Source organism: Allobosea sp. ASV33, assembly GCF_016428755.1.
Taxonomy (GTDB): domain Bacteria; phylum Pseudomonadota; class Alphaproteobacteria; order Rhizobiales; family Beijerinckiaceae; genus Allobosea.
The window spans coordinates 1-17576 of record NZ_JAELTI010000054.1 but is presented as its reverse complement, the minus strand read 5'-3'; the positions used below and the strand labels follow the sequence as shown (position 1 = coordinate 17576).

Genomic DNA, 17576 nt, shown 5'->3' with positions numbered 1-17576 from the left:
TTCGTCCAATCTGCATGTCAAAGAGCCGATGGTGACGCACCGCCGCATTGCGGCGGCCGCGGCGCGCCCCTATGAGGGCGAGAGGCGATAATTTCGAGCTGTTCCAGCTCGCAAGACGTGTAAGAGGATTGGATCGTGGCGCACGCGACCGATACATCGACCGGAACAACCCGCCGCGATTTCCTGATGCTTGCGACCGGCGCAGCCGGTGCCGTCGGCCTCGGCGCCGTCGTCATCCCCCTGATCAGCCAGCTCGCGCCCGACGCGCAGACGATCGCGGCCGGCGCGCCGATCGATGTCGACCTGGCGCCGATCGCCGAAGGTCAGGCCATCAAGCTGTTCTGGCGCGGCAAGCTGATCTTCGTGCGCCACCGCACCAAGAAGGAAATCGACGAGGCCAAGGCGGTCGACATCGCCACCCTGCGCGACCCGCAGACCGACGAGCAGCGCACCAAGCCCGGCCACGAGCCCTTCCTGATCATCTATGGCAACTGCACCCATCTGGGCTGCGTGCCGCTGGGCAACGCGCCCGGCGACCCGAAGGGCGATTTCGACGGCTGGTTCTGCCCCTGCCACGGCTCGCACTACGATTCCTCCGGCCGCATCCGCAAGGGCCCGGCACCGCTCAACCTGCCGGTTCCGCCCTATGCCTTCACGGCGGACACCAAGATCAAGATCGGCTGAGCAATGCGCTCGACGCTTTCCCGCCAAGATGAGACAGCCTTGAGGCATTCTTCATGAGTGGTCACAGTTCCTACGTCCCGAAGACCGGCATCGAGCGCTGGCTCGACGCACGCCTGCCGATCATCCGGCTGGCCCATGACTCGGCGGTTTCCTATCCGGTTCCGCGCAACCTGAACTATCTGTGGACCTTCGGCGGCATCCTCGTATTCATGCTCGTGGCGCAGATCGTCACCGGCATCATCCTGGCGATGCACTACACGGCGAATTCGCTGATGGCGTTCAATGCCGTCGAGCACATCATGCGCGACGTGAACTACGGCTGGCTGCTGCGCTACCTGCACTCGAACGGCGCCTCGATGTTCTTCGTCGCGGTCTACGTGCACATCTTCCGCGGGCTTTATTATGGCTCGTACAAGGCGCCGCGCGAGGTGCTCTGGATTCTCGGCGTGGTCATCTTCCTGCTGATGATGGCGACGGCGTTCATGGGCTACGTGCTCCCCTGGGGCCAGATGTCCTTCTGGGGCGCCACCGTCATCACCAACCTGTTCTCGGCGCTGCCGGTGATCGGCGAGACGATCGTCACCTTCCTGTGGGGCGGCTATTCGGTCGACAACCCGACGCTGAACCGCTTCTTCTCGCTGCACTACCTGCTGCCGTTCATGATCTTCGGCGTCGTGGTGCTGCACATCTGGGCGCTGCATGTCGTCGGCCAGAACAACCCGACCGGCGTCGAGGTGAAGAATGTTCAGAAAGACACCGTGCCGTTCACGCCCTACGCGACCGTGAAGGACATCTTCGGCATGGTCGTGTTCATGATCCTGTTCTCCTGGTTCGTGTTCTACCAGCCGAACTTCATGGGCCATGCCGACAACTACATCCCGGCCAATCCCGCAGCGACGCCGGCCCATATCGTTCCTGAATGGTACTTCCTGCCGTTCTACGCGATCCTGCGCGCCATCCCCGACAAGCTCGGCGGCGTCATGGCCATGGGCGGCGCGATCGTGGTTCTCGCCTTCCTGCCCTGGATCGACACCTCCAAGGTCAAGTCGATGAGCTACCGGCCGATCGCGCGCCAGTTGTTCTGGATGTTCCTCCTGGTCTGCATCGGCCTCGGCTATCTCGGCGCCATGCCGGCCGACGAGCCCTATGTGACCATCTCGCGCATCCTCACCGTGCTGTATTTCGGCTTCTTCGTCGCGCTGTTCATCGTCGGGCTGTTCGAGCGCCCGAAGGCGCTGCCGACCTCGATCGCCGATGCCGTGCTCGCTTCCGCCAATGGCGGGTCGGCGGCCCGCGTCGCGACCGCCGCTGCTGCCGAACCGAACGTCAAGGGCTGACGGAACCATGAGCAGAACATCGTTTCGTCTCGCCCTGACCGGGCTTGCCGCCGGCCTCTCGCTGGCGCTGTTCCAGCCAGCCGCGCAGGCTGCCGAAGGCGGCTTCAAGCCGCCTCAGTTGAGCTGGTCGTTCTCCGGTCCATTCGGCAAGTTCGACCGAGCCCAGCTCCAGCGCGGCTTCAAGGTCTACAAGGAAGTCTGCGCGAGCTGCCACGGCGCGAGCCTCGTCGCCTTCCGCAACCTGTCGCAGCCGGGCGGCCCCGAGTTCACGCCCGGCCAGGTCGCCGCGCTCGCCGGGACCTACCAGATCAAGGACGGCCCGAACGACCAGGGCGAGATGTTCGACCGGCCCGGCCGCCCGGCCGACCGCTTCCCGTCGCCGTTCCCGAACGAGCAGGCGGCGCGCGCGGCCCAGGGCGGCGCCTATCCGCCGGACTTCTCGGTTCTGGCCAAGGCGCGCACCTATGAGCGCGGTTTCCCGACCTTCATCTTCGATATCTTCACCCAGTATCAGGAGCAGGGGCCGGACTACATCCACGCCCTGATGGTCGGTTACGAGGAGCCGCCGGCCGGCGTCACGCTTCTGCCGGGGCAGAACTACAACAAGTACATGCCCGGTCATCTCATCGCGATGCCGAAGCCCCTCTCGGACGGCCAGATCGAGTATCCGAAGGGGCCGGACGGCAAGGCGCCGGTGCCGGAGACGGTCGATCAGTATGCCCGCGACGTCGCCGCCTTCATGGTCTGGATGGCCGAGCCGCACCTGGAAGCGCGCAAGCGCATGGGCTTGCAGGTGATGGCGTTCCTCGTGATTTTCGCGGGGCTGCTCTACTACACCAAGAAGAAGGTGTGGTCGCGCATGCCGGACGGCTCGCCGGCGCACTGAAGCAGGCTGGTATCGTTATGGAAAAGGCCCCGGTGACGGGGCCTTTTTCGTTGGGGGCCGAACGCGGGCGCGAGCGTGGCACGGTTCCCGAAAAATGCGCGGACAGCGCGAGGAACCCTTTTCCGGAGGGAGAGGGGGCTCCCCCGGTTCCGGCGCCCTCTGGTCGCGAGATGCTCGGGGCAAGCCCGAGCATGACGGCATCCTGCCCGGCCGTATTGCGACCGTCATCGAAAGGTGGTCCTTTCCGCGCCCATATCTGTTGTCGCATCGAATCCGTCCGAAAGTGGCTTCCGCTTTTCGGTTCGATGCTCGAGGGAATCGACCATGAGCGAAGCCGTTCTCGGAATCATCGGCGGATCGGGCATCTACGATCTGCCGGGCCTGACCGATCTGCGCGAAGAGCGCGTCGAAAGCCCGTGGGGCGAGCCCTCCGACAGCTTGCGGATCGGCCGGATCGGCCAAACGAAGATCGTGTTTCTGCCCCGCCATGGCCGCGGCCACGCGATCCCCCCCTCCGAGATCAACTACCGCGCCAATATCGACGTGCTGAAGCGGGCGGGCGTGACCGATCTCGTCTCGCTCTCAGCCTGCGGCTCCTACAAGGCGGAGCTCTATCCCGGCCTGTTCGTGCTGGTCGACCAGTTCGTCGACAGGACGAGCCGCCGCGAGAACTCCTTCTTCGGCAAGGGTTGCGTCGCCCATGTCTCGGTCGCCCAGCCGGTCGGGCCTGCCCTGCAGGCGCGGATCGCGGCGGCGGCGCAGGCCGAGGAGCTGCCCTTCGTGCGCGGCGGCACGCTGGTCACGATGGAGGGCCCGCAATTCTCGACCTATGCGGAATCGATGACCTATCGCGGTCTCGGCTACGACCTGATCGGCATGACGGCGATGCCCGAGGCCAAGCTCGCCCGCGAGGCCGAGATCACCTACGCGACCGTCGCAATGGTGACCGATTACGATTGCTGGCACGAGTTGCACGGCGCCGTCGATGTCGCCTCGGTCATCGCCGTGCTCCACGAGAATGCGGACAAGGCGCGGCGCCTCGTGGCGCGGCTCGCCGCCGATTTCCCGGCGGAGCGCGAGCCATGCCCGGCCGGCTCCCACAATGCGCTCGACAACGCCATCGTGACGGCGCCGGCCTTCCGCGATCCGGCCCTGCTGGCAAAGCTCGACGCCGTCGCCGGGCGCGTGCTCAAGGTGGCGTGATGACGGCGCCCTTGACGAAGCCGGCTCGGCGTCCGACCAAGGCGTCCGCCTTGGCTTCCGAGACTGCGCCCATGAACCTTGCCGACAGCATCCGCGCCATTCCCGATTATCCCCGGCCCGGCATCGTCTTTCGCGACATCACCACGCTGCTCGGCGATGCCAGGGCTTTCCGCCGGGCCGTCGACGAGCTGGTGCAGCCCTTCGCTGGCCTGAAGATCGCGAAGATCGCCGGCATCGAAGCGCGCGGGTTCATCCTGGGCGGGGCTGTGGCGCACCAGCTTTCGGCCGGCTTCGTTCCCGTCCGCAAGAAGGGCAAGCTGCCGCTGGAGACGCTGCGCGCGACCTATGCGCTCGAATACGGCACTGACGAGATCGAGATCCATCGCGACGCGGTGCAGCCGGGCGAGCGTGTCCTGCTGGTCGACGACCTGATCGCGACCGGCGGCACGGCGGAGGCGGCGGTCAACCTGCTCGCGGGCTTGGGCGCCGAGGTCGTGGCGGCCTGTTTCATCGTCGACCTGCCGGAGCTCGGTGGCGCTGACAAGATCCGGCGGCTGGGCGTGCCGGTGCGCACGCTGGTTTCCTTCGCGGGCGATTGAGCGGCGGATGAAGATCAACGGCCAGCACTATCGCACGATCTGGCTTGCGCAGGATGGCTGGCGGGTCGTCGTGATCGACCAGACGCGCCTTCCTTTCCGTTTCGAGACCGTGGCGCTGGGCTCGGCCGAGCAGGCGGCCGATGCGATCCGCAGCATGGTCGTGCGCGGGGCTCCCCTGATCGGCGCGACGGCTGCCTATGGCGTCGCGCTGGCGATGCGGGCGGATGCATCGGATGCGGCCTTGGAAGCGGCGCTCGCCCTTCTCGGCGCCACGCGGCCGACCGCCGTCAATCTGCATTGGGCGCTGGAGCGGATGCGCGGCGCCCTTGCTGCATTGCCTCCGGAGATGCGTGCCGAAACTGCTTATGCGGAAGCTGCGGCGATCTGCGACGAGGATGTCGCCTTGTGCCGCGCGATCGGCGAGCACGGGCTGCCTGTGATCGCTGGGATCGCGGCGCGCAGGCCTGTCGGCACGCCGGTCAATATCCTAACCCATTGCAATGCCGGCTGGCTTGCCACGGTGGACTGGGGCACGGCGCTGGCGCCGATCTACCTCGCCCATGATGCCGGCATACCCGTCCATGTCTGGGTCGACGAGACCCGGCCGCGCAACCAGGGCGCGGCGCTGACAGCCTATGAGCTCGGCTCCCATGGCGTGCCGCATACGGTGATCGCCGACAATGCCGGTGGGCACCTGATGCAGCACGGGCAGGTCGACATGGTGATCGTCGGGACCGACCGGACCACGGCTTCCGGCGACGTCGCCAACAAGATCGGGACCTATCTCAAGGCGCTCGCCGCGCATGACAACGGCGTGGCCTTCTACGTGGCGCTGCCCTCGCCGACGATCGACTGGAGCATCCGCGACGGCCTTGCCGATATCCCGATCGAGGAGCGGGCGGCGCGCGAGGTGACGCATCTCTCCGGGCTCGCCGATGACGGCGAGGTCAGGTCCGTGCGCGTCGTCGCGCCGGGCAGCGGCGCGGCCAATCCGGCTTTCGACGTGACGCCGGCGCGGCTGGTCACGGGGCTGATCACCGAGCGCGGCGTCTGCGCAGCCAGCGCCGAGGGCCTCGCGCAACTCTTTCCCGATCTGGCGAACAAGAGCACGAGATGACCGAAACGGAGCTGCGGCAAGAGATCGTCTCGGTCGCGCAGGCGATCGACCGGGCGGGGTTCTGCCCGTCGAAATCGGGCAATGTCTCGGCGCGTTTCGGCGACGGCCTGCTGATCACGCCGTCGGGCCTGCCCTATGCGCAGACGAAGCCTGAAGACCTGATCCATCTCGGGCTCGACGGCGCCGTGCTCGGCGGCAGCCGCAAGCCCTCCTCGGAATGGCCCTTCCATGTCGCGATCTATCGGGCGAGGCCGGATGCGCAGGCGATCGTTCACACCCATTCGCCGCGCGCGACCGCGCTGTCCTGCACGCGGCGCGGCATCCCGGCCTTCCATTACATGATCGCGCTCTGCGGCGGCGCCGATGTGCGCTGCGCCGAATACGCCACCTTCGGGACGCCGGAGCTGGCCGAGAATGCCGTGAAGGCGCTGGAGGGGCGCAAGGCGGTGCTGCTGGCCAATCACGGCGTCATCGCGCTCGGCCAGACGCTCGCAGGCGCCCATACCATCGTCGCGGAGGTTGAAAATCTCGCGGGACAGTATCTCGACATCCTCGCGGCGGGGATCGAGCCGGTCATCCTCGATACCGCCGAAATGGAGCGCGTCGGCGCCAAGTTCGCGGGCTACGGCAAGGTCGGTTGATCTGACCGGTTCGGTCTTACGCACCGTTAAGCACTGCCACCCTAGGGTGGCGCATGATCGTTTCGCGCTACCTGCACGAGTCATTCGATGTGCTGTCGGTCGGCGTCTGCGAGTACGATGCGGAGCATCGTGCCGTCGGCTGGAACCGCACGTTCCTGCATTTCTTCCCGGAAGACGACGGGCTGATTTATCCTGGCGAGCCTTATGTCGACAATCTCCGGCGCTTCTACACGCTGCGGCTCGCGCCCGAGGAGATGCACGATATCGACCGCTACATCGCCGAGGGCATGGCGCGCCACGAGAACCAGACGCAGGCCTTCGAATTCCTGCATAACGGCCGCCGGTTGCGCGCGACCTCGCTGCTGGCGCCCTGCGGCGGCCGGGTCAGGATGTGGCAGATGCTGGAAGCACCGCGACGCGCCGGAGCGATGGCCGAGGCCATGCTGCCGGCCTTCGAGGCGCTGCGCTTCATTCCGGACGGCGCGATGCTGCTCGATGGCGAGGATCGGATCATCGCCACCAACGACGCCTTCTGCGATCTCTACGACATCCCGGCGGACACGCTGCTCGTCGGCTTGAAGTTCGACGAGATCGTCGCCGAGTGCTGGCGCGGCGTCTCGGCCGTCGCGGGCCTGCGCGCCAGCATCCTCAACGGCCTGCGCTATGACGGTGCGCCCTTCGAGATCGAACTGCCCGGCCAGCGCTGGCGGCGCGTCGTCGCCCGGCACACGCTCGAGGGCTTGAGCTGCTTCATCCATGCCGACACCACGGCGGCCAAGCGCCAGCAGGCGGCGCTTCTCAGCGCACAGGACGCCCTGCGCCAGGCCAATGCCGAGCTGGTGAAGCTCGCGCAGACGGATGGATTGACCGGTCTCACCAACCGTCGCCGCTTCATCGAATGCCTCGCCGGCGAGGCGGCGCGTCCGCAGTCTCTGGCGCTGCTGATCGTCGATGTCGATCATTTCAAGGCGATCAACGACCAGTTCGGCCATGTCGCCGGCGATACCTGCCTGCGTCTGGTGGCACAGGTCATCGACGGTCCGCCGACCGGAGCGGCGCGGCTTGTCGCGCGGCTCGGCGGCGAGGAGTTCGGCGTGTTGATCGCGGATGCGACGCCGGGCGAAGCGATGGCCGTCGCCGAGGCGATCCGGCAGGCGTTGGCGCAGGCGCCCTGGCGGGCGGTCGATGCGCAATTGCAGGCCGCCACGGTCTCGATCGGGCTATGCTGCGGCCACGGGCCGCTCGACGGAGATGCGCTCTATGCCCATGCCGATGCGGCGCTCTATGCCGCCAAGCGCAATGGCCGCGACCGGATCGAGACCGTGCATCTGCCGGCGGCGGCAGACCTGAAAGCGGGCTGAGTTCAGCCCGGTTTACGCTCGACGAACACGCAGCCGTCGAAGCTGAAGACCTCTTCGCCGTGCTGGTTCACCCCGGTGTTGCGGTGAAAGAACAGGCCCCATTGCGGGCGCGAGGCGCTCTCGCGCTTGTCCACGACCTGCGAATGATAGGTGATGCGGTCTCCGGCGAAGACCGGCTTCGTCCAGCGCAGATTCTTGAAACCGGGGGAGGGGCCGAGGCGGGCGACGCGGTCCGGTGCCGCGGCGATCTGACTTTTGCGGTGCTGGACCATGCAGGCCATCCAGACGGCTGCGCTGTGCCAGCCGGAGGCGGCGAGCCGGCCGAAGGAGCTATCGCGCGCCGCTGCCTCGTCCATGTGGAAGGGCTGCGGATCGAAGCTGCGGGCGAAGGCGACGATCTCCTCGGCCGTGAAGACGAAGCTGCCGAGCTCGTGGCTGTCGCCGATCGACAGCTCTTCGAAGAAGCGCGTCGGTCCCGGCGGCTCGGCAGGCGCTTCCAGCGGGCTCTCGACGGACGGGCGCTCGTAGATCGGCGCATGGTCGAGCCAGGGGCCGGCCGGGTGCTTGCCGATGCCGGAGCCCTTGCGGCCGAACATGATCCAGTTGGTCTGCTCCAGGATCGGTTCGTCGCGCTGGTTCAAGAGTTCGAGCCGGAAGCGGACGAGGCCCATCTCGGGGCGGGAGCGCGAGGCCTTACTCTCCAGCACGGTGCGCCGTGCGCTGACGCTGTCGCCTGGGAGAAGGGGGCGCAGCCACTTCACCTCATCGATGCCCGGCGCGCCCATGCTGGCGGCGTCGAGCAGGAATTCCTCGGTCATCAGGCGCATCAGCAGCGCGCAGCTATGCCAGCCCGAGCCGATCAGGCGGCCGACGAAGCTCGCCTTGGCGGCTTCCGGATCGACATGGAAATCCTGCGCGTCATAGCGCGAGGCGAAGGCGACGATGTCGTCCTGCGAGACGTCGAGGCTGCGCGAAAGTGCGCTCTGGCCCGGGACGAAATCCTCGAAATACGACATCGCCGGCGGGCTCTTCAGTTCGCGAAACGGAAATGCAGCACGTCGCCGTCGGCGACGACGTATTCCTTGCCCTCGAGCCGGAACTTGCCGGCCTCGCGCGCGCCGGCCTCGCCCTTGTTGGCGATGTAGTCGTCATAGGCGATGGTTTCGGCGCGGATATAGCCCTTCTCGAAATCGGTATGGATCACGCCGGCGGCCTGCGGCCCCTTGGTGCCCTTCTCGATCGTCCAGGCGCGGGCCTCCTTCGGGCCCACCGTGAAATAGGTCACGAGATGGAGCAGGGCGTAGCCGGCGCGGATCACGCGGTTCAGGCCGGGCTCGTCGAGGCCGACGGCCTCCAGATACTCGGTCTGCTCCTCGGCCGGCAGGACGGCGATCTCGCTCTCGATCTTGGCGGAGACGACGACGGCGACGGCGCCTTCCTCGGCAGCGCGCTTCTTCACTAGCTCGGAGAAGCCGTTGCCCTTGTCGGCGCTGGCTTCCTCGACATTGCAGACATAGAGCACGGGCTTCGACGAGAGCAGGCCGAGCAGTTCGAAGGGTCGGCGCTCCTCGGCCGAGAGCTGGACGAGGCGGGCGGGCTTGCCGTCGCGCAGGAGGGTGAGGCAGCGGTTCATCAGGTCGACCGCTTCCTTGGCCTCCTTGTCGCCAGACTTCGCCTTTTTCTCCAGCGGCAGCACGCGCTTCTCGAGGCTGTCGAGGTCGGCGAGCATCAGCTCCGTCTCGATCGTCTCGATATCGTCGACCGGCGAGACCTTGCCCTCGACATGGGTGATGTCGCCGTCCTCGAAGCAGCGCACGACATGGGCGATGGCGTCGCATTCGCGGATATTGGCGAGGAACTGGTTGCCGAGCCCTTCACCGCGCGAGGCGCCGCGCACGAGGCCGGCGATGTCGACGAAGGTCAGACGCGTCGGGATGATCTCCTTGGAGCCGGCGATGGCCGCGAGCTTCTCCAGCCGCTCGTCGGGCACGGCGACGTCACCGACATTCGGCTCGATCGTGCAGAACGGGTAGTTCGCGGCCTGCGCCGCGGCCGTCTGCGTCAGCGCGTTGAAGAGGGTCGACTTGCCGACATTCGGCAGGCCGACGATTCCGCATTTGAAACCCATGATCGCCTGTTCCGTTGCCCGTGGCGGAATAGCCGCAGCCGGGCGTGAAGCTTTGAAAGTTGGGGCCTTATTGGGGGGCTTGCGCGATAAAGACAAGTGCCGCGCGCCTTATGCCGGCCGTGTCCCTCACGCGAACGTGCATGGCGGTGCAGCGGGTGAGGGTGCTGGATTTCCCGCATCGCCTGCCCGCATCGTTCGGAGCTTCGTCATGAATCGTTTTCGCCTCGCGCTCGCCCTGTCGGTCTTTGCTCTTGCCGGCGGCGCGGCCATCGCCCAGGCGCCCGGTACACGCCTGCGCGGCGAGGTCGAGGCGGTGAACGAAACGACGATGATGCTCAAGGCCGCCGACGGACGGGAGATCAAGGTCGCGCTCGCGCCGGGCTTCTCGGTCGGCGGCATGGCCGCGGCGAAGGTCTCCGATATCGCCAAGGGCAGCTTCATCGGCGTCGGCGCCAAGCCTCAAGCCGACGGCACGCTGCTCGCGGTGCAGGTGGTGATCTTCCCGGAATCGATGCGCGGCACGGGCGAGGGGCATCGGCCGTGGGGCGTGCTACCGGACGCGACCATGACCAATGCGACTGTGGCCGAGACGGTCTCCAAGGTCGACGGCGCCAATCTGGTGCTGAGCTATCCCGGGGGCGAGCAGAAGGTCGCGATCACGCCGGAAGCGACGATCCTGATGGCGGCGCCGGCCGAGGCGAGCGAGCTCAAGCCCGGAGCGCAGGTCGCGATGACGGCGAGCCGTCAGGCCGATGGCAGCTATAGCACGAGCCGCGTCACGGTGGCGAAGGCGGGCGCGAAACTGCCGTTGTAGGTGAGGCGCCGTCCGCTTTTTTCGTCATCCCGGACGAGCCGCTTCAGTGGCGCCGATCCGTGATCCATGCCTGAACCGTTCCGGAATGGATCCCGGGTCTCCCTGCGGTCGCCCGGGATGACGACGCGTTTTATAAATGATCTATGGGAGCGAAATCAGCCGTCGCTCTTCTCGCCGAGGCGCTTCACGGCGGCGTGGCCGCGCGCATCCATGAAGAGATGCACCTTGTTCTGGAAGCCTGTGTCGTCATGGGCCGCGAGCAGGGCAGCGTGGTCGGCGCAGGCCGTGCAGAGATCCTCGACCCAGGGCTGCTCGGGCTTGCCGAAATCGTTGAGCACATAGGCGTGGACCAGCGCCTTGTCGCCGGGATGGCCGATACCCATCCGGACGCGGCGATAGTCGTTGCCGATCGCCGCCGTAGTCGAGCGCAGGCCGTTATGGCCGGCATTGCCGCCGCCAAGCTTCACGCGCAGCTTGGCTGGCGCGAGATCGAGCTCGTCATGGAAGACGACGACATCGGCCGGCGCGATCTTGAAGAAGCGCGCGGCTTCGCCGATCGAACGGCCGGATTCGTTCATATAGGTCTGCGGCTTGAGCAGGATGACCTTCTCGCCGCCGATCGTCGCCTCGCAGGCCTCGGCCTGGAAACGGGCACGCCAGGGCGAGGCGCGGTGCAGGCGCGCGATCTCGTCCACGGCCATGAAGCCGATATTGTGCCGGTTGCGGGCATAGCGCGCGCCTGGATTGCCGAGGCCGGCGAAGATCAGCATGGCGGGACTCCGGCAGGCTTGTCAGGTTAGCATCGGGTTCGTCCGGAAGCCGGAACCGCTTTTCGGTCCGATGCCATAGCAAAACGGCCGGGCTGCCCCGGCCGTCTCATGATCGTTCCGGATGGAGCGGCGCCGGCTGGCGCCGTTTCATCAGGCCTTGGCTTCGGGAGCAGCCTCGGCAGCGGCGTCGGCGGCCGGCTCTTCCTCGACGGTCGGGGCGGAGACCGTGACGATCGTGGCGTCGGCCGCGATCGAGAGCTTGGCGCCGGCCGGGAGCTTGATCGCATCGGCGTGGATCGAGTCGCCAACGTTCAGGCCGGCGACGGAGACGTCGATCGATTCCGGAATGCTGTCGGGCTCTACGGTGACTTCTAGAGCGTGCTCAACGATCTGGACCAGGCCGCCGTTCTTGACGCCGGGGCTCTGCTCCTGATCGACGACGTGCACCGGAACCTGGACGGTGACGGTCTGGCCCTTGGCGACGCGCAGGAAGTCGACATGGATCGGGAAATCCTTGACCGGGTCGAGCTGGTAATCGCGCGGAATGACGCGCTGCTTCTTACCGGCGACGCTGATCTCGAAGATCGTGGTCAGGAAGTGGCCGCCGAAAATCAACTGGCGGGTCTTGTTGGCGTCGAGCGCGATGGCTTCGGGAGCGGCGCCCCCACCATAGATCACGGCAGGCGTCTGGCCCTGGCGACGAACGGCACGAGCGGCCCCCTTGCCGACCTGTGCGCGCGCCGAAGCCTCGATTTGCTTCACGGCGGTCATGTTGGATGTCCTTGACTTGTAAAATGACAAGGCCGCCCGCTGGCGGCCATCGGATGGTGCGTTCAGAGCCTCCAAGGGTGTCAGCCGAACGCAGGGGTGCTCATAGGCGAAAACCGCGGCGATCTCAAGTCTGGCCTGGAAAGGCAGCTAGGCCGCGTTGGCGACGAGGCCGGTCTCGGCAGGGGCGGCCTGGATCGGCTGTGCGAAGCGCGCCAGCCATTCACGGATGATCGAGGCCGATACCGGCGGGGAGTACAGATAGCCCTGACCGAGGCGGCAGCCCACCTCCGTGAGACGCTCGGCCTGTCCTTGCGTCTCGATGCCCTCGGCGACGATCTTCATGCCAAGGCGGCGGGTCATCGTCAGCAGCGCCTCGATGATGATCTCGCTACGGGCGCCGCTGCCGAGCGAGCCGACGAAGGAGCGGTCGATCTTGATGATGTCGATCGGGAAATCGAGCAGATGGGTGAGCGACGCGAAGCCGGTGCCGAAATCGTCGAGCGCGACCGGCGAGCCGCAGGCGCGCAGCGCCTCCATCGTGCGGGCGACGCCGTCCTTGCGCCCACCCATGAAGACTTGCTCGGTGACCTCTATCACGAGATGCTGCATCGGGACGCCGACCCGCTCCAGAATGCGGCTGGCGCGCTGCACCAGATCGCCCTTCTGGAAATCGGCCGAGGTGACGTTGACCGCGACATGCTGGAAGTTCAGGCCGCTCGCCCGCCATTCGGCCATGTCGGCGGCAACCGCCGTCAGCATCTGCGTGGTCGTGCGATGGGCGATCTTCGGATCCCGCAGCGCATCCTGGAATTCGCCGGCCGCGACGATGCGGCCGTCGTCGAGCCGCATCCGCGCAAGGGCCTCGACGCCGACAACCTGGGTCGTATCGAGCCGGATGATCGGCTGGTAATAGGGGATGATGCGTTCGTCGCCGAGCGCGCTGGCGACATCCCTGCGGACATGGATGCGCTGCATCATGGCGCTGCGCAACTGCCGGCGGAAGCGGACATAGCGGCCGCGGCGGGTTTCCTTGGCGTGGTAGAGGGCGAGATCGGCGTTCTGCCGCAAGGTGACGCTGTCGAGCCCGTCTTCGCCGGCCAGTGCCCCGCCGATGGTGATGCCGGGCTGAAGGCTGTGGCCGTCATGTTCAAGAGGGGCTGCCATGGCAGCAAGGGCCGCGGCGGCCAGGGCGCGCATGCGGGCGGGCCCCTCGCAATCCGGGATGAGGACGGCAAATTCGTCGCCGCCGATCCGGCAGGTGAGGCAATCGGCCAGCGCAGCGTCCAGCCGTACGCCGACCTCGGCGATCAGGGCGTCGCCGGCGGCATGGCCGAGCGTGTCGTTGACCAGCTTGAGATGGTCGATGTCGATCAGCATCAGCCCGTAGCGCCGGCCGATGCTGCTCATTCCGGCGATGGCGCTGTTGAACTGGCTGCGGTTCGGCAGTCCGGTCAGCGTATCGAAATAGGCGAGGCGGTGATTGCGGGTGCGAACCTCGTCATGCTCGATGGCGATGGCGCAGAGATGGACGCAGGTCGCGACGATCTGGCGCTCGAGTTCGCGGGCACGACGTGGCCTGGTGAAATAGAAGGCGAAGGCACCGACCACGCGCCCGTCGCGCGCCTTGATCGGCGTCGACCAGCAGGCGCGCAGGCCGAGCGGCAGGGCGAGATCGGTATAGGGCGCCCAAAGCGGATCGGTGGCGATATCAGTGACTTCGACGGGTTCGCCGCGGAAGACCGCGGTTCCGCAGGAGCCGACATTGGGGCCGGCCGGCAATCTCTTGATCGCACTAACGTATTGCGCCGGCAGGCTGGGCGAGGCGAGGGGTTGCAGGCAGAGCTGGTCGTCGACGGTCACGACCGAGCAGATCACGCCGGGCGAGATCGCTTCGGCGCGATGGCACAGGCGTTCCATGCACGCGATCAGGGTTTCGCCCCGCGCGATATCTTCAAGAATATCGTTCTGCAGGGCTTGCAGGCGGCCCGAAGGTCTGGTCACGGCATGTCTGACAGGGTTCGTCGAAGACCCGTTCCCTAGAGCAAATGCCTTAAAGCCAGGTTGCGCCGCCGCTTCAAACTTTACGCGGGGTTGTAGCGCGGGGTCAGGCCGCGACCAGTCCCAGCCGTTCGTCGCGGCGCCGCAGCAGATGCATCAGAGGCAGGGCGAGCAGCACCATCCAGGCTTTGCCGATGATCTGGCCGGCGAGGAAGTCGAGGCTGCCGAAGGCGAGATACAGGAAGACGAAGCTGTCGACGACGAGACCGATCACGCTCGACGCGAAGACGGCCGTGACGAAGCGGCGACGCTGGAGCGGGGTATAGACCGCGAAATCGGCCAGTTCGGAGAGAAGGAAGGCCGCGACCGAGGCCAGCACGATGGCCGGCGGGGCGAGCATCGCCGAGATCAGGGTGCCGACCGCGATGGCGCCGAGACCGGCGAGCGGGCCGAGACGGCGCTGAACGATGTCGCGCAGAACGAGCGCGAGCCCGACCATGAGGACGCCGCTCGGCGCCATGACGCCCGGCCAGACCGGCACGAGGCAGGGACCGTTCGGCACGCAGACCGCGCCGGCATTGCCGATCAGCCAGTTGGCGGCGGGAATGGTCAGGCCGAACAGGACGAGGGCGATGGCGCCTTCCGTCAGGCGCTGGCGGTCACGGGTCATGGAATAAGTCCGCTGTCGTCGGGGGCTGCGAGATAGGCCGCGAAGCCTTTTGATCGCAAATCGCATGCCGGGCAATGGCCGCAGCCGTAACCCCAGCCATGCCGGGTCGTCCTGTCGCCGAGATAGCAGCTATGGCTGTCCTCGATCACGAGGTCGAGCAGGGGCTTTCCGCCGATGGCGCGGGCCAGCGCAAAGGTCTGCGCCTTGTCGCGCCACATCAGGGGCGCGTGCAGGACGAGCCGGCGATCGAGGCCGAGACCAAGCGCGACCTGCATCGCCTTGATCGTGTCGTCGCGGCAATCGGGATAGCCGGAATAATCGGTCTCGCAGACGCCGAGCACGATGTGCTTGAGGTCGCGGCGATAGGCGAGCGCGGCGGCGAAGGTCAGGAAGATCAGGTTGCGGCCGGGCACGAAGGTCGTGGGCAGGCCGGTCTCGGCAAAGGCGATCTCGGTCTCGCGGGTCAGCGCCGTCTCGGATATCGCGCCCAGTGCCTTCAGATCGACGACATGGTCGGGGCCGAGACGCTCGGCATAGCGGGAAGACAGACCCGGCAGCTTCGCGCGGATCGTCTCGCGGCATTCCATCTCGATGCGATGGCGCTGGCCGTAGTCGAAGCCGACCGTCTCGACCGCGTCGAAGCGATCGAGCGCCCAAGCCAGGGCCGTGGTGGAGTCCTGGCCGCCGGAAAACAGGACGAGGGCGCGGGAGTTGCCCAAGCCGAACCTCTCAGTCGAACAGGCTCGAGACGCTGGTCTCGCTCGCCGTGCGTTCGATCGCTTCGCCCATCAGGCCGGCGATCGAGATGACGCGGATGTTGCGGGCGACCTTCACGGCCTCGGTCGGCATGATCGAGTCGGTGATGACCAGCTCCTTGAGCTTGGAGCCGGCGATGCGGGCGACCGCGCCGCCGGAGAGCACGCCATGGGTGATATAGGCGAAGACCTCCTTGGCGCCCTGCTCGAGCAGGGCGTCGGCCGCGTTCACCAGCGTGCCGCCGGAATCGACGATGTCGTCGATCAGGATGCAGGAGCGGCCCTCGACCGAGCCGATGATGTTCATGACCTCGGACTCGCCCGGCCGATCACGGCGCTTGTCGACGATGGCGAGCGGGGCGTCGATACGCTTTGCGAGCGCGCGCGCACGCACCACGCCGCCGACATCCGGCGAGACGACCATGGCGTTCTTCCATTCCAGCCGGTCCTTGATGTCGCGCGCCATCAGCGGGGCGCCGAACAGGTTGTCGGTCGGGATGTCGAAGAAGCCCTGGATCTGGCCGGCATGGAGATCGAGCGTCAGCACGCGGTCGACGCCGGCATGGGTGATCAGGTTGGAGACGAGCTTGGCCGAGATCGGCGTGCGGCCCGAGGCGCGCCGATCCTGACGAGCATAGCCGAAATAGGGGATCACCGCCGTGATGCGCTTGGCCGAGGAGCGGCGCAGGGCATCCGTGATGATCAGCAGTTCCATCAGGTGGTCGTTGGTCGGGAACGAGGTCGACTGGATGATGAAGACATCCTGGCCGCGCACGTTCTCCTGGATCTCGACGAAGACCTCCATGTCGGCGAAGCGCCGGACGGAGGCCTTGGCGAGGGGAATGCTGAGATGGTTGCAGATCGCCTCGGCCAGCGGGCGATTGGAATTGCCGGCGACGACTTTGAAGTGGGAGGCCATGCCGTAGCGCACCGTTGCAGTCAGGCTGAGCAGGGAGGGCCGGCATTGCCGGCTCAATTCGGACGGCTCTTAACAGTGCGGTCGGACGGAGTCGACCGCTGCAGTGCAATATCGACGCGCAAAAAGCGCGGGGCGTTGCGCCGTGACCCGGAAACCACTGCCGCAGCGTCGCCGCGGCATTAGGTCAGCTCTTCTTCTTCTCGTCCGTGGCGGCGACGTGCGTGCCGGGCTTGGCAGGCTTGGCGGGCTTCTCATCGACGCTCAGCGTCTCGATGCCCGGCGCGGTGACGAGGAAGCCGGCGATCGCGTCCATCGAGTCGGACGCGGCCTTGGCGACGATCGTCTGGTCGATGCCGGCCCAGGGGTCGGAACCGCCGCTGCGCTTGCCGATGCTCTCGCCCTGCACGCGCTGGGCGCGCTGCTTGGTCGAATCATAGACGTCCCAGACGAAGGCGAGGGCGGTCTGGCCGTCCTCGGTCGGCTGTGCCGTAAGATAGCCCTTGACGCGGAAGCGCGCCGGCTTGTTGCCGGGAACGATCTCCATCTTGCGCTCGGCGGCGGCCTCGCCGAGCAGGCCGGCGAAGCTGGTGGTGACGTTTTCCGGCGCGCCGGAGATGCTCTGCACCGAGACCGGAACGCCGGGCGCATCGACGCGCGGCCGGGCCGCGGTCTGGGTGGTTTCCTGGCAACCGGCGACAGCCAGCACCAAAACCGGCCCCAGAACGAGGCCGCTCAAACGGTTGATCATGACGCCTCCCGCCCTTTGGGCTGTGGACTGCTTCGAGATTCCCTGCGCGCCCTTAGTAAGCTCAACGGATGACGAGGTCCAGATCGGGCAGGTTGAGCGCCTCGGCGCCGCCTCCGCCGACCAGATAGGTCCGGCCCAGGCACATCGCGGTTTCGCTGGCGGAATCCATCAGGAT

Annotated in this window: 18 protein-coding genes; 9 read left to right on the top strand and 9 right to left on the bottom strand. The window is 66.8% G+C overall.

The window, feature by feature from the left end; genetic code table 11:
• The first annotated feature begins 135 nt into the window (after positions 1–135).
• The 8 genes from petA to JHD80_RS16280 all read left to right on the top strand — a co-directional run bounded on the left by petA (position 136) and on the right by JHD80_RS16280 (position 7828).
• Positions 136–684, top strand: coding sequence for a ubiquinol-cytochrome c reductase iron-sulfur subunit (gene petA / locus JHD80_RS16315; RefSeq protein WP_349237286.1), 549 nt, complete (start codon positions 136–138; stop codon positions 682–684).
• 53 nt (positions 685–737) lie between these two features.
• Positions 738–2021: a cytochrome b gene (locus JHD80_RS16310; RefSeq protein ID WP_199089316.1), complete on the top strand. Its 1284-nt coding sequence runs from the start codon at positions 738–740 to the stop codon at positions 2019–2021.
• Between the two features lie 7 nt (positions 2022–2028).
• On the top strand, positions 2029–2907 hold the full coding sequence (locus JHD80_RS16305) for a cytochrome c1 (RefSeq protein WP_199089315.1): 879 nt from the start codon (positions 2029–2031) through the stop codon (positions 2905–2907).
• Positions 2908–3231: 324 nt separating this feature from the next.
• A complete protein-coding gene (locus tag JHD80_RS16300; RefSeq protein WP_199089314.1) occupies positions 3232–4110 on the top strand; it encodes an S-methyl-5'-thioadenosine phosphorylase in 879 nt (292 codons plus the stop codon).
• Positions 4111–4181: 71 nt separating this feature from the next.
• Positions 4182–4709 carry an adenine phosphoribosyltransferase gene (locus JHD80_RS16295; RefSeq protein ID WP_199089313.1) on the top strand — a complete coding sequence of 176 codons (528 nt, stop codon included), beginning with the start codon at positions 4182–4184 and terminating at the stop codon, positions 4707–4709.
• A 7-nt stretch (positions 4710–4716) separates the two neighbouring features.
• Positions 4717–5826, top strand: a complete 1110-nt coding sequence (gene mtnA, locus JHD80_RS16290) for an S-methyl-5-thioribose-1-phosphate isomerase (protein ID WP_199089312.1) — start codon at positions 4717–4719, stop codon at positions 5824–5826.
• The gene (locus tag JHD80_RS16285) at positions 5823–6467 is read left to right on the top strand and encodes a class II aldolase/adducin family protein (RefSeq protein ID WP_199089311.1); all 645 of its coding nucleotides are present in this window, start codon (positions 5823–5825) and stop codon (positions 6465–6467) included. The genes mtnA and JHD80_RS16285 overlap by 4 nt, the downstream gene beginning before the upstream one ends.
• 53 nt (positions 6468–6520) lie before the next feature.
• The gene (locus JHD80_RS16280; protein ID WP_199089309.1) at positions 6521–7828 is read left to right on the top strand and encodes a sensor domain-containing diguanylate cyclase; all 1308 of its coding nucleotides are present in this window, start codon (positions 6521–6523) and stop codon (positions 7826–7828) included.
• Between the two features lie 2 nt (positions 7829–7830).
• On the opposite strand, the gene JHD80_RS16275 is transcribed toward JHD80_RS16280, so the two are convergent.
• Complete coding sequence (locus JHD80_RS16275) at positions 7831–8844, bottom strand: MaoC family dehydratase (RefSeq protein ID WP_199089300.1); 1014 nt, start codon at positions 8842–8844, stop codon at positions 7831–7833.
• A 14-nt stretch (positions 8845–8858) separates the two neighbouring features.
• Positions 8859–9956 (bottom strand): redox-regulated ATPase YchF, encoded by a 1098-nt coding sequence (ychF, locus tag JHD80_RS16270; RefSeq protein ID WP_199089298.1) that lies wholly within the window; start codon positions 9954–9956, stop codon positions 8859–8861.
• Positions 9957–10164: 208 nt separating this feature from the next.
• On the opposite strand from ychF, the gene JHD80_RS16265 reads away from it, so the two are divergent.
• Positions 10165–10770, top strand: a complete 606-nt coding sequence (locus JHD80_RS16265) for a DUF5666 domain-containing protein (protein WP_199089296.1) — start codon at positions 10165–10167, stop codon at positions 10768–10770.
• A 155-nt stretch (positions 10771–10925) separates the two neighbouring features.
• Here the strand turns inward: JHD80_RS16265 and pth are convergent, their stop codons facing one another.
• From pth to JHD80_RS16230, 7 genes are all read right to left on the bottom strand, one after another.
• A complete protein-coding gene (gene pth / locus JHD80_RS16260) occupies positions 10926–11540 on the bottom strand; it encodes an aminoacyl-tRNA hydrolase (RefSeq protein ID WP_199089294.1) in 615 nt (204 codons plus the stop codon).
• A 150-nt stretch (positions 11541–11690) separates the two neighbouring features.
• On the bottom strand, positions 11691–12311 hold the full coding sequence (locus tag JHD80_RS16255) for a 50S ribosomal protein L25/general stress protein Ctc (protein ID WP_199089292.1): 621 nt from the start codon (positions 12309–12311) through the stop codon (positions 11691–11693).
• Between the two features lie 147 nt (positions 12312–12458).
• Positions 12459–14312: an EAL domain-containing protein gene (locus tag JHD80_RS16250; RefSeq protein ID WP_199089290.1), complete on the bottom strand. Its 1854-nt coding sequence runs from the start codon at positions 14310–14312 to the stop codon at positions 12459–12461.
• Between the two features lie 103 nt (positions 14313–14415).
• Positions 14416–14979, bottom strand: coding sequence for a VUT family protein (locus tag JHD80_RS16245; protein ID WP_199089288.1), 564 nt, complete (start codon positions 14977–14979; stop codon positions 14416–14418).
• Entirely contained in the window at positions 14976–15698 is a 723-nt protein-coding gene (gene queC, locus JHD80_RS16240) for a 7-cyano-7-deazaguanine synthase QueC (protein ID WP_199089286.1), read from the bottom strand. Before queC ends, JHD80_RS16245 begins: the two co-directional genes overlap by 4 nt.
• Before the next feature lie 10 nt (positions 15699–15708).
• Entirely contained in the window at positions 15709–16653 is a 945-nt protein-coding gene (locus JHD80_RS16235; RefSeq protein WP_199089353.1) for a ribose-phosphate pyrophosphokinase, read from the bottom strand.
• A gap of 184 nt (positions 16654–16837) precedes the next feature.
• Positions 16838–17401, bottom strand: coding sequence for a hypothetical protein (locus JHD80_RS16230; RefSeq protein ID WP_199089278.1), 564 nt, complete (start codon positions 17399–17401; stop codon positions 16838–16840).
• Positions 17402–17576: the final 175 nt, after the last annotated feature.

Coding starts and splice junctions, on each gene's coding strand:
- ychF (WP_199089298.1), bottom strand. CDS start 9,956: ATGGGTTTCAAATGCGGAATCGTCGGCCTGCCGAATGTCGGCAAGTCG.
- JHD80_RS16275 (WP_199089300.1), bottom strand. CDS start 8,844: ATGTCGTATTTCGAGGATTTCGTCCCGGGCCAGAGCGCACTTTCGCGC.
- JHD80_RS16280 (WP_199089309.1), top strand. CDS start 6,521: ATGATCGTTTCGCGCTACCTGCACGAGTCATTCGATGTGCTGTCGGTC.
- JHD80_RS16255 (WP_199089292.1), bottom strand. CDS start 12,311: ATGACCGCCGTGAAGCAAATCGAGGCTTCGGCGCGCGCACAGGTCGGC.
- JHD80_RS16305 (WP_199089315.1), top strand. CDS start 2,029: ATGAGCAGAACATCGTTTCGTCTCGCCCTGACCGGGCTTGCCGCCGGC.
- JHD80_RS16235 (WP_199089353.1), bottom strand. CDS start 16,653: ATGGCCTCCCACTTCAAAGTCGTCGCCGGCAATTCCAATCGCCCGCTG.
- JHD80_RS16245 (WP_199089288.1), bottom strand. CDS start 14,979: ATGACCCGTGACCGCCAGCGCCTGACGGAAGGCGCCATCGCCCTCGTC.
- JHD80_RS16310 (WP_199089316.1), top strand. CDS start 738: ATGAGTGGTCACAGTTCCTACGTCCCGAAGACCGGCATCGAGCGCTGG.
- mtnA (WP_199089312.1), top strand. CDS start 4,717: ATGAAGATCAACGGCCAGCACTATCGCACGATCTGGCTTGCGCAGGAT.
- JHD80_RS16285 (WP_199089311.1), top strand. CDS start 5,823: ATGACCGAAACGGAGCTGCGGCAAGAGATCGTCTCGGTCGCGCAGGCG.
- JHD80_RS16295 (WP_199089313.1), top strand. CDS start 4,182: ATGAACCTTGCCGACAGCATCCGCGCCATTCCCGATTATCCCCGGCCC.
- JHD80_RS16300 (WP_199089314.1), top strand. CDS start 3,232: ATGAGCGAAGCCGTTCTCGGAATCATCGGCGGATCGGGCATCTACGAT.
- JHD80_RS16265 (WP_199089296.1), top strand. CDS start 10,165: ATGAATCGTTTTCGCCTCGCGCTCGCCCTGTCGGTCTTTGCTCTTGCC.
- pth (WP_199089294.1), bottom strand. CDS start 11,540: ATGCTGATCTTCGCCGGCCTCGGCAATCCAGGCGCGCGCTATGCCCGC.
- JHD80_RS16230 (WP_199089278.1), bottom strand. CDS start 17,401: ATGATCAACCGTTTGAGCGGCCTCGTTCTGGGGCCGGTTTTGGTGCTG.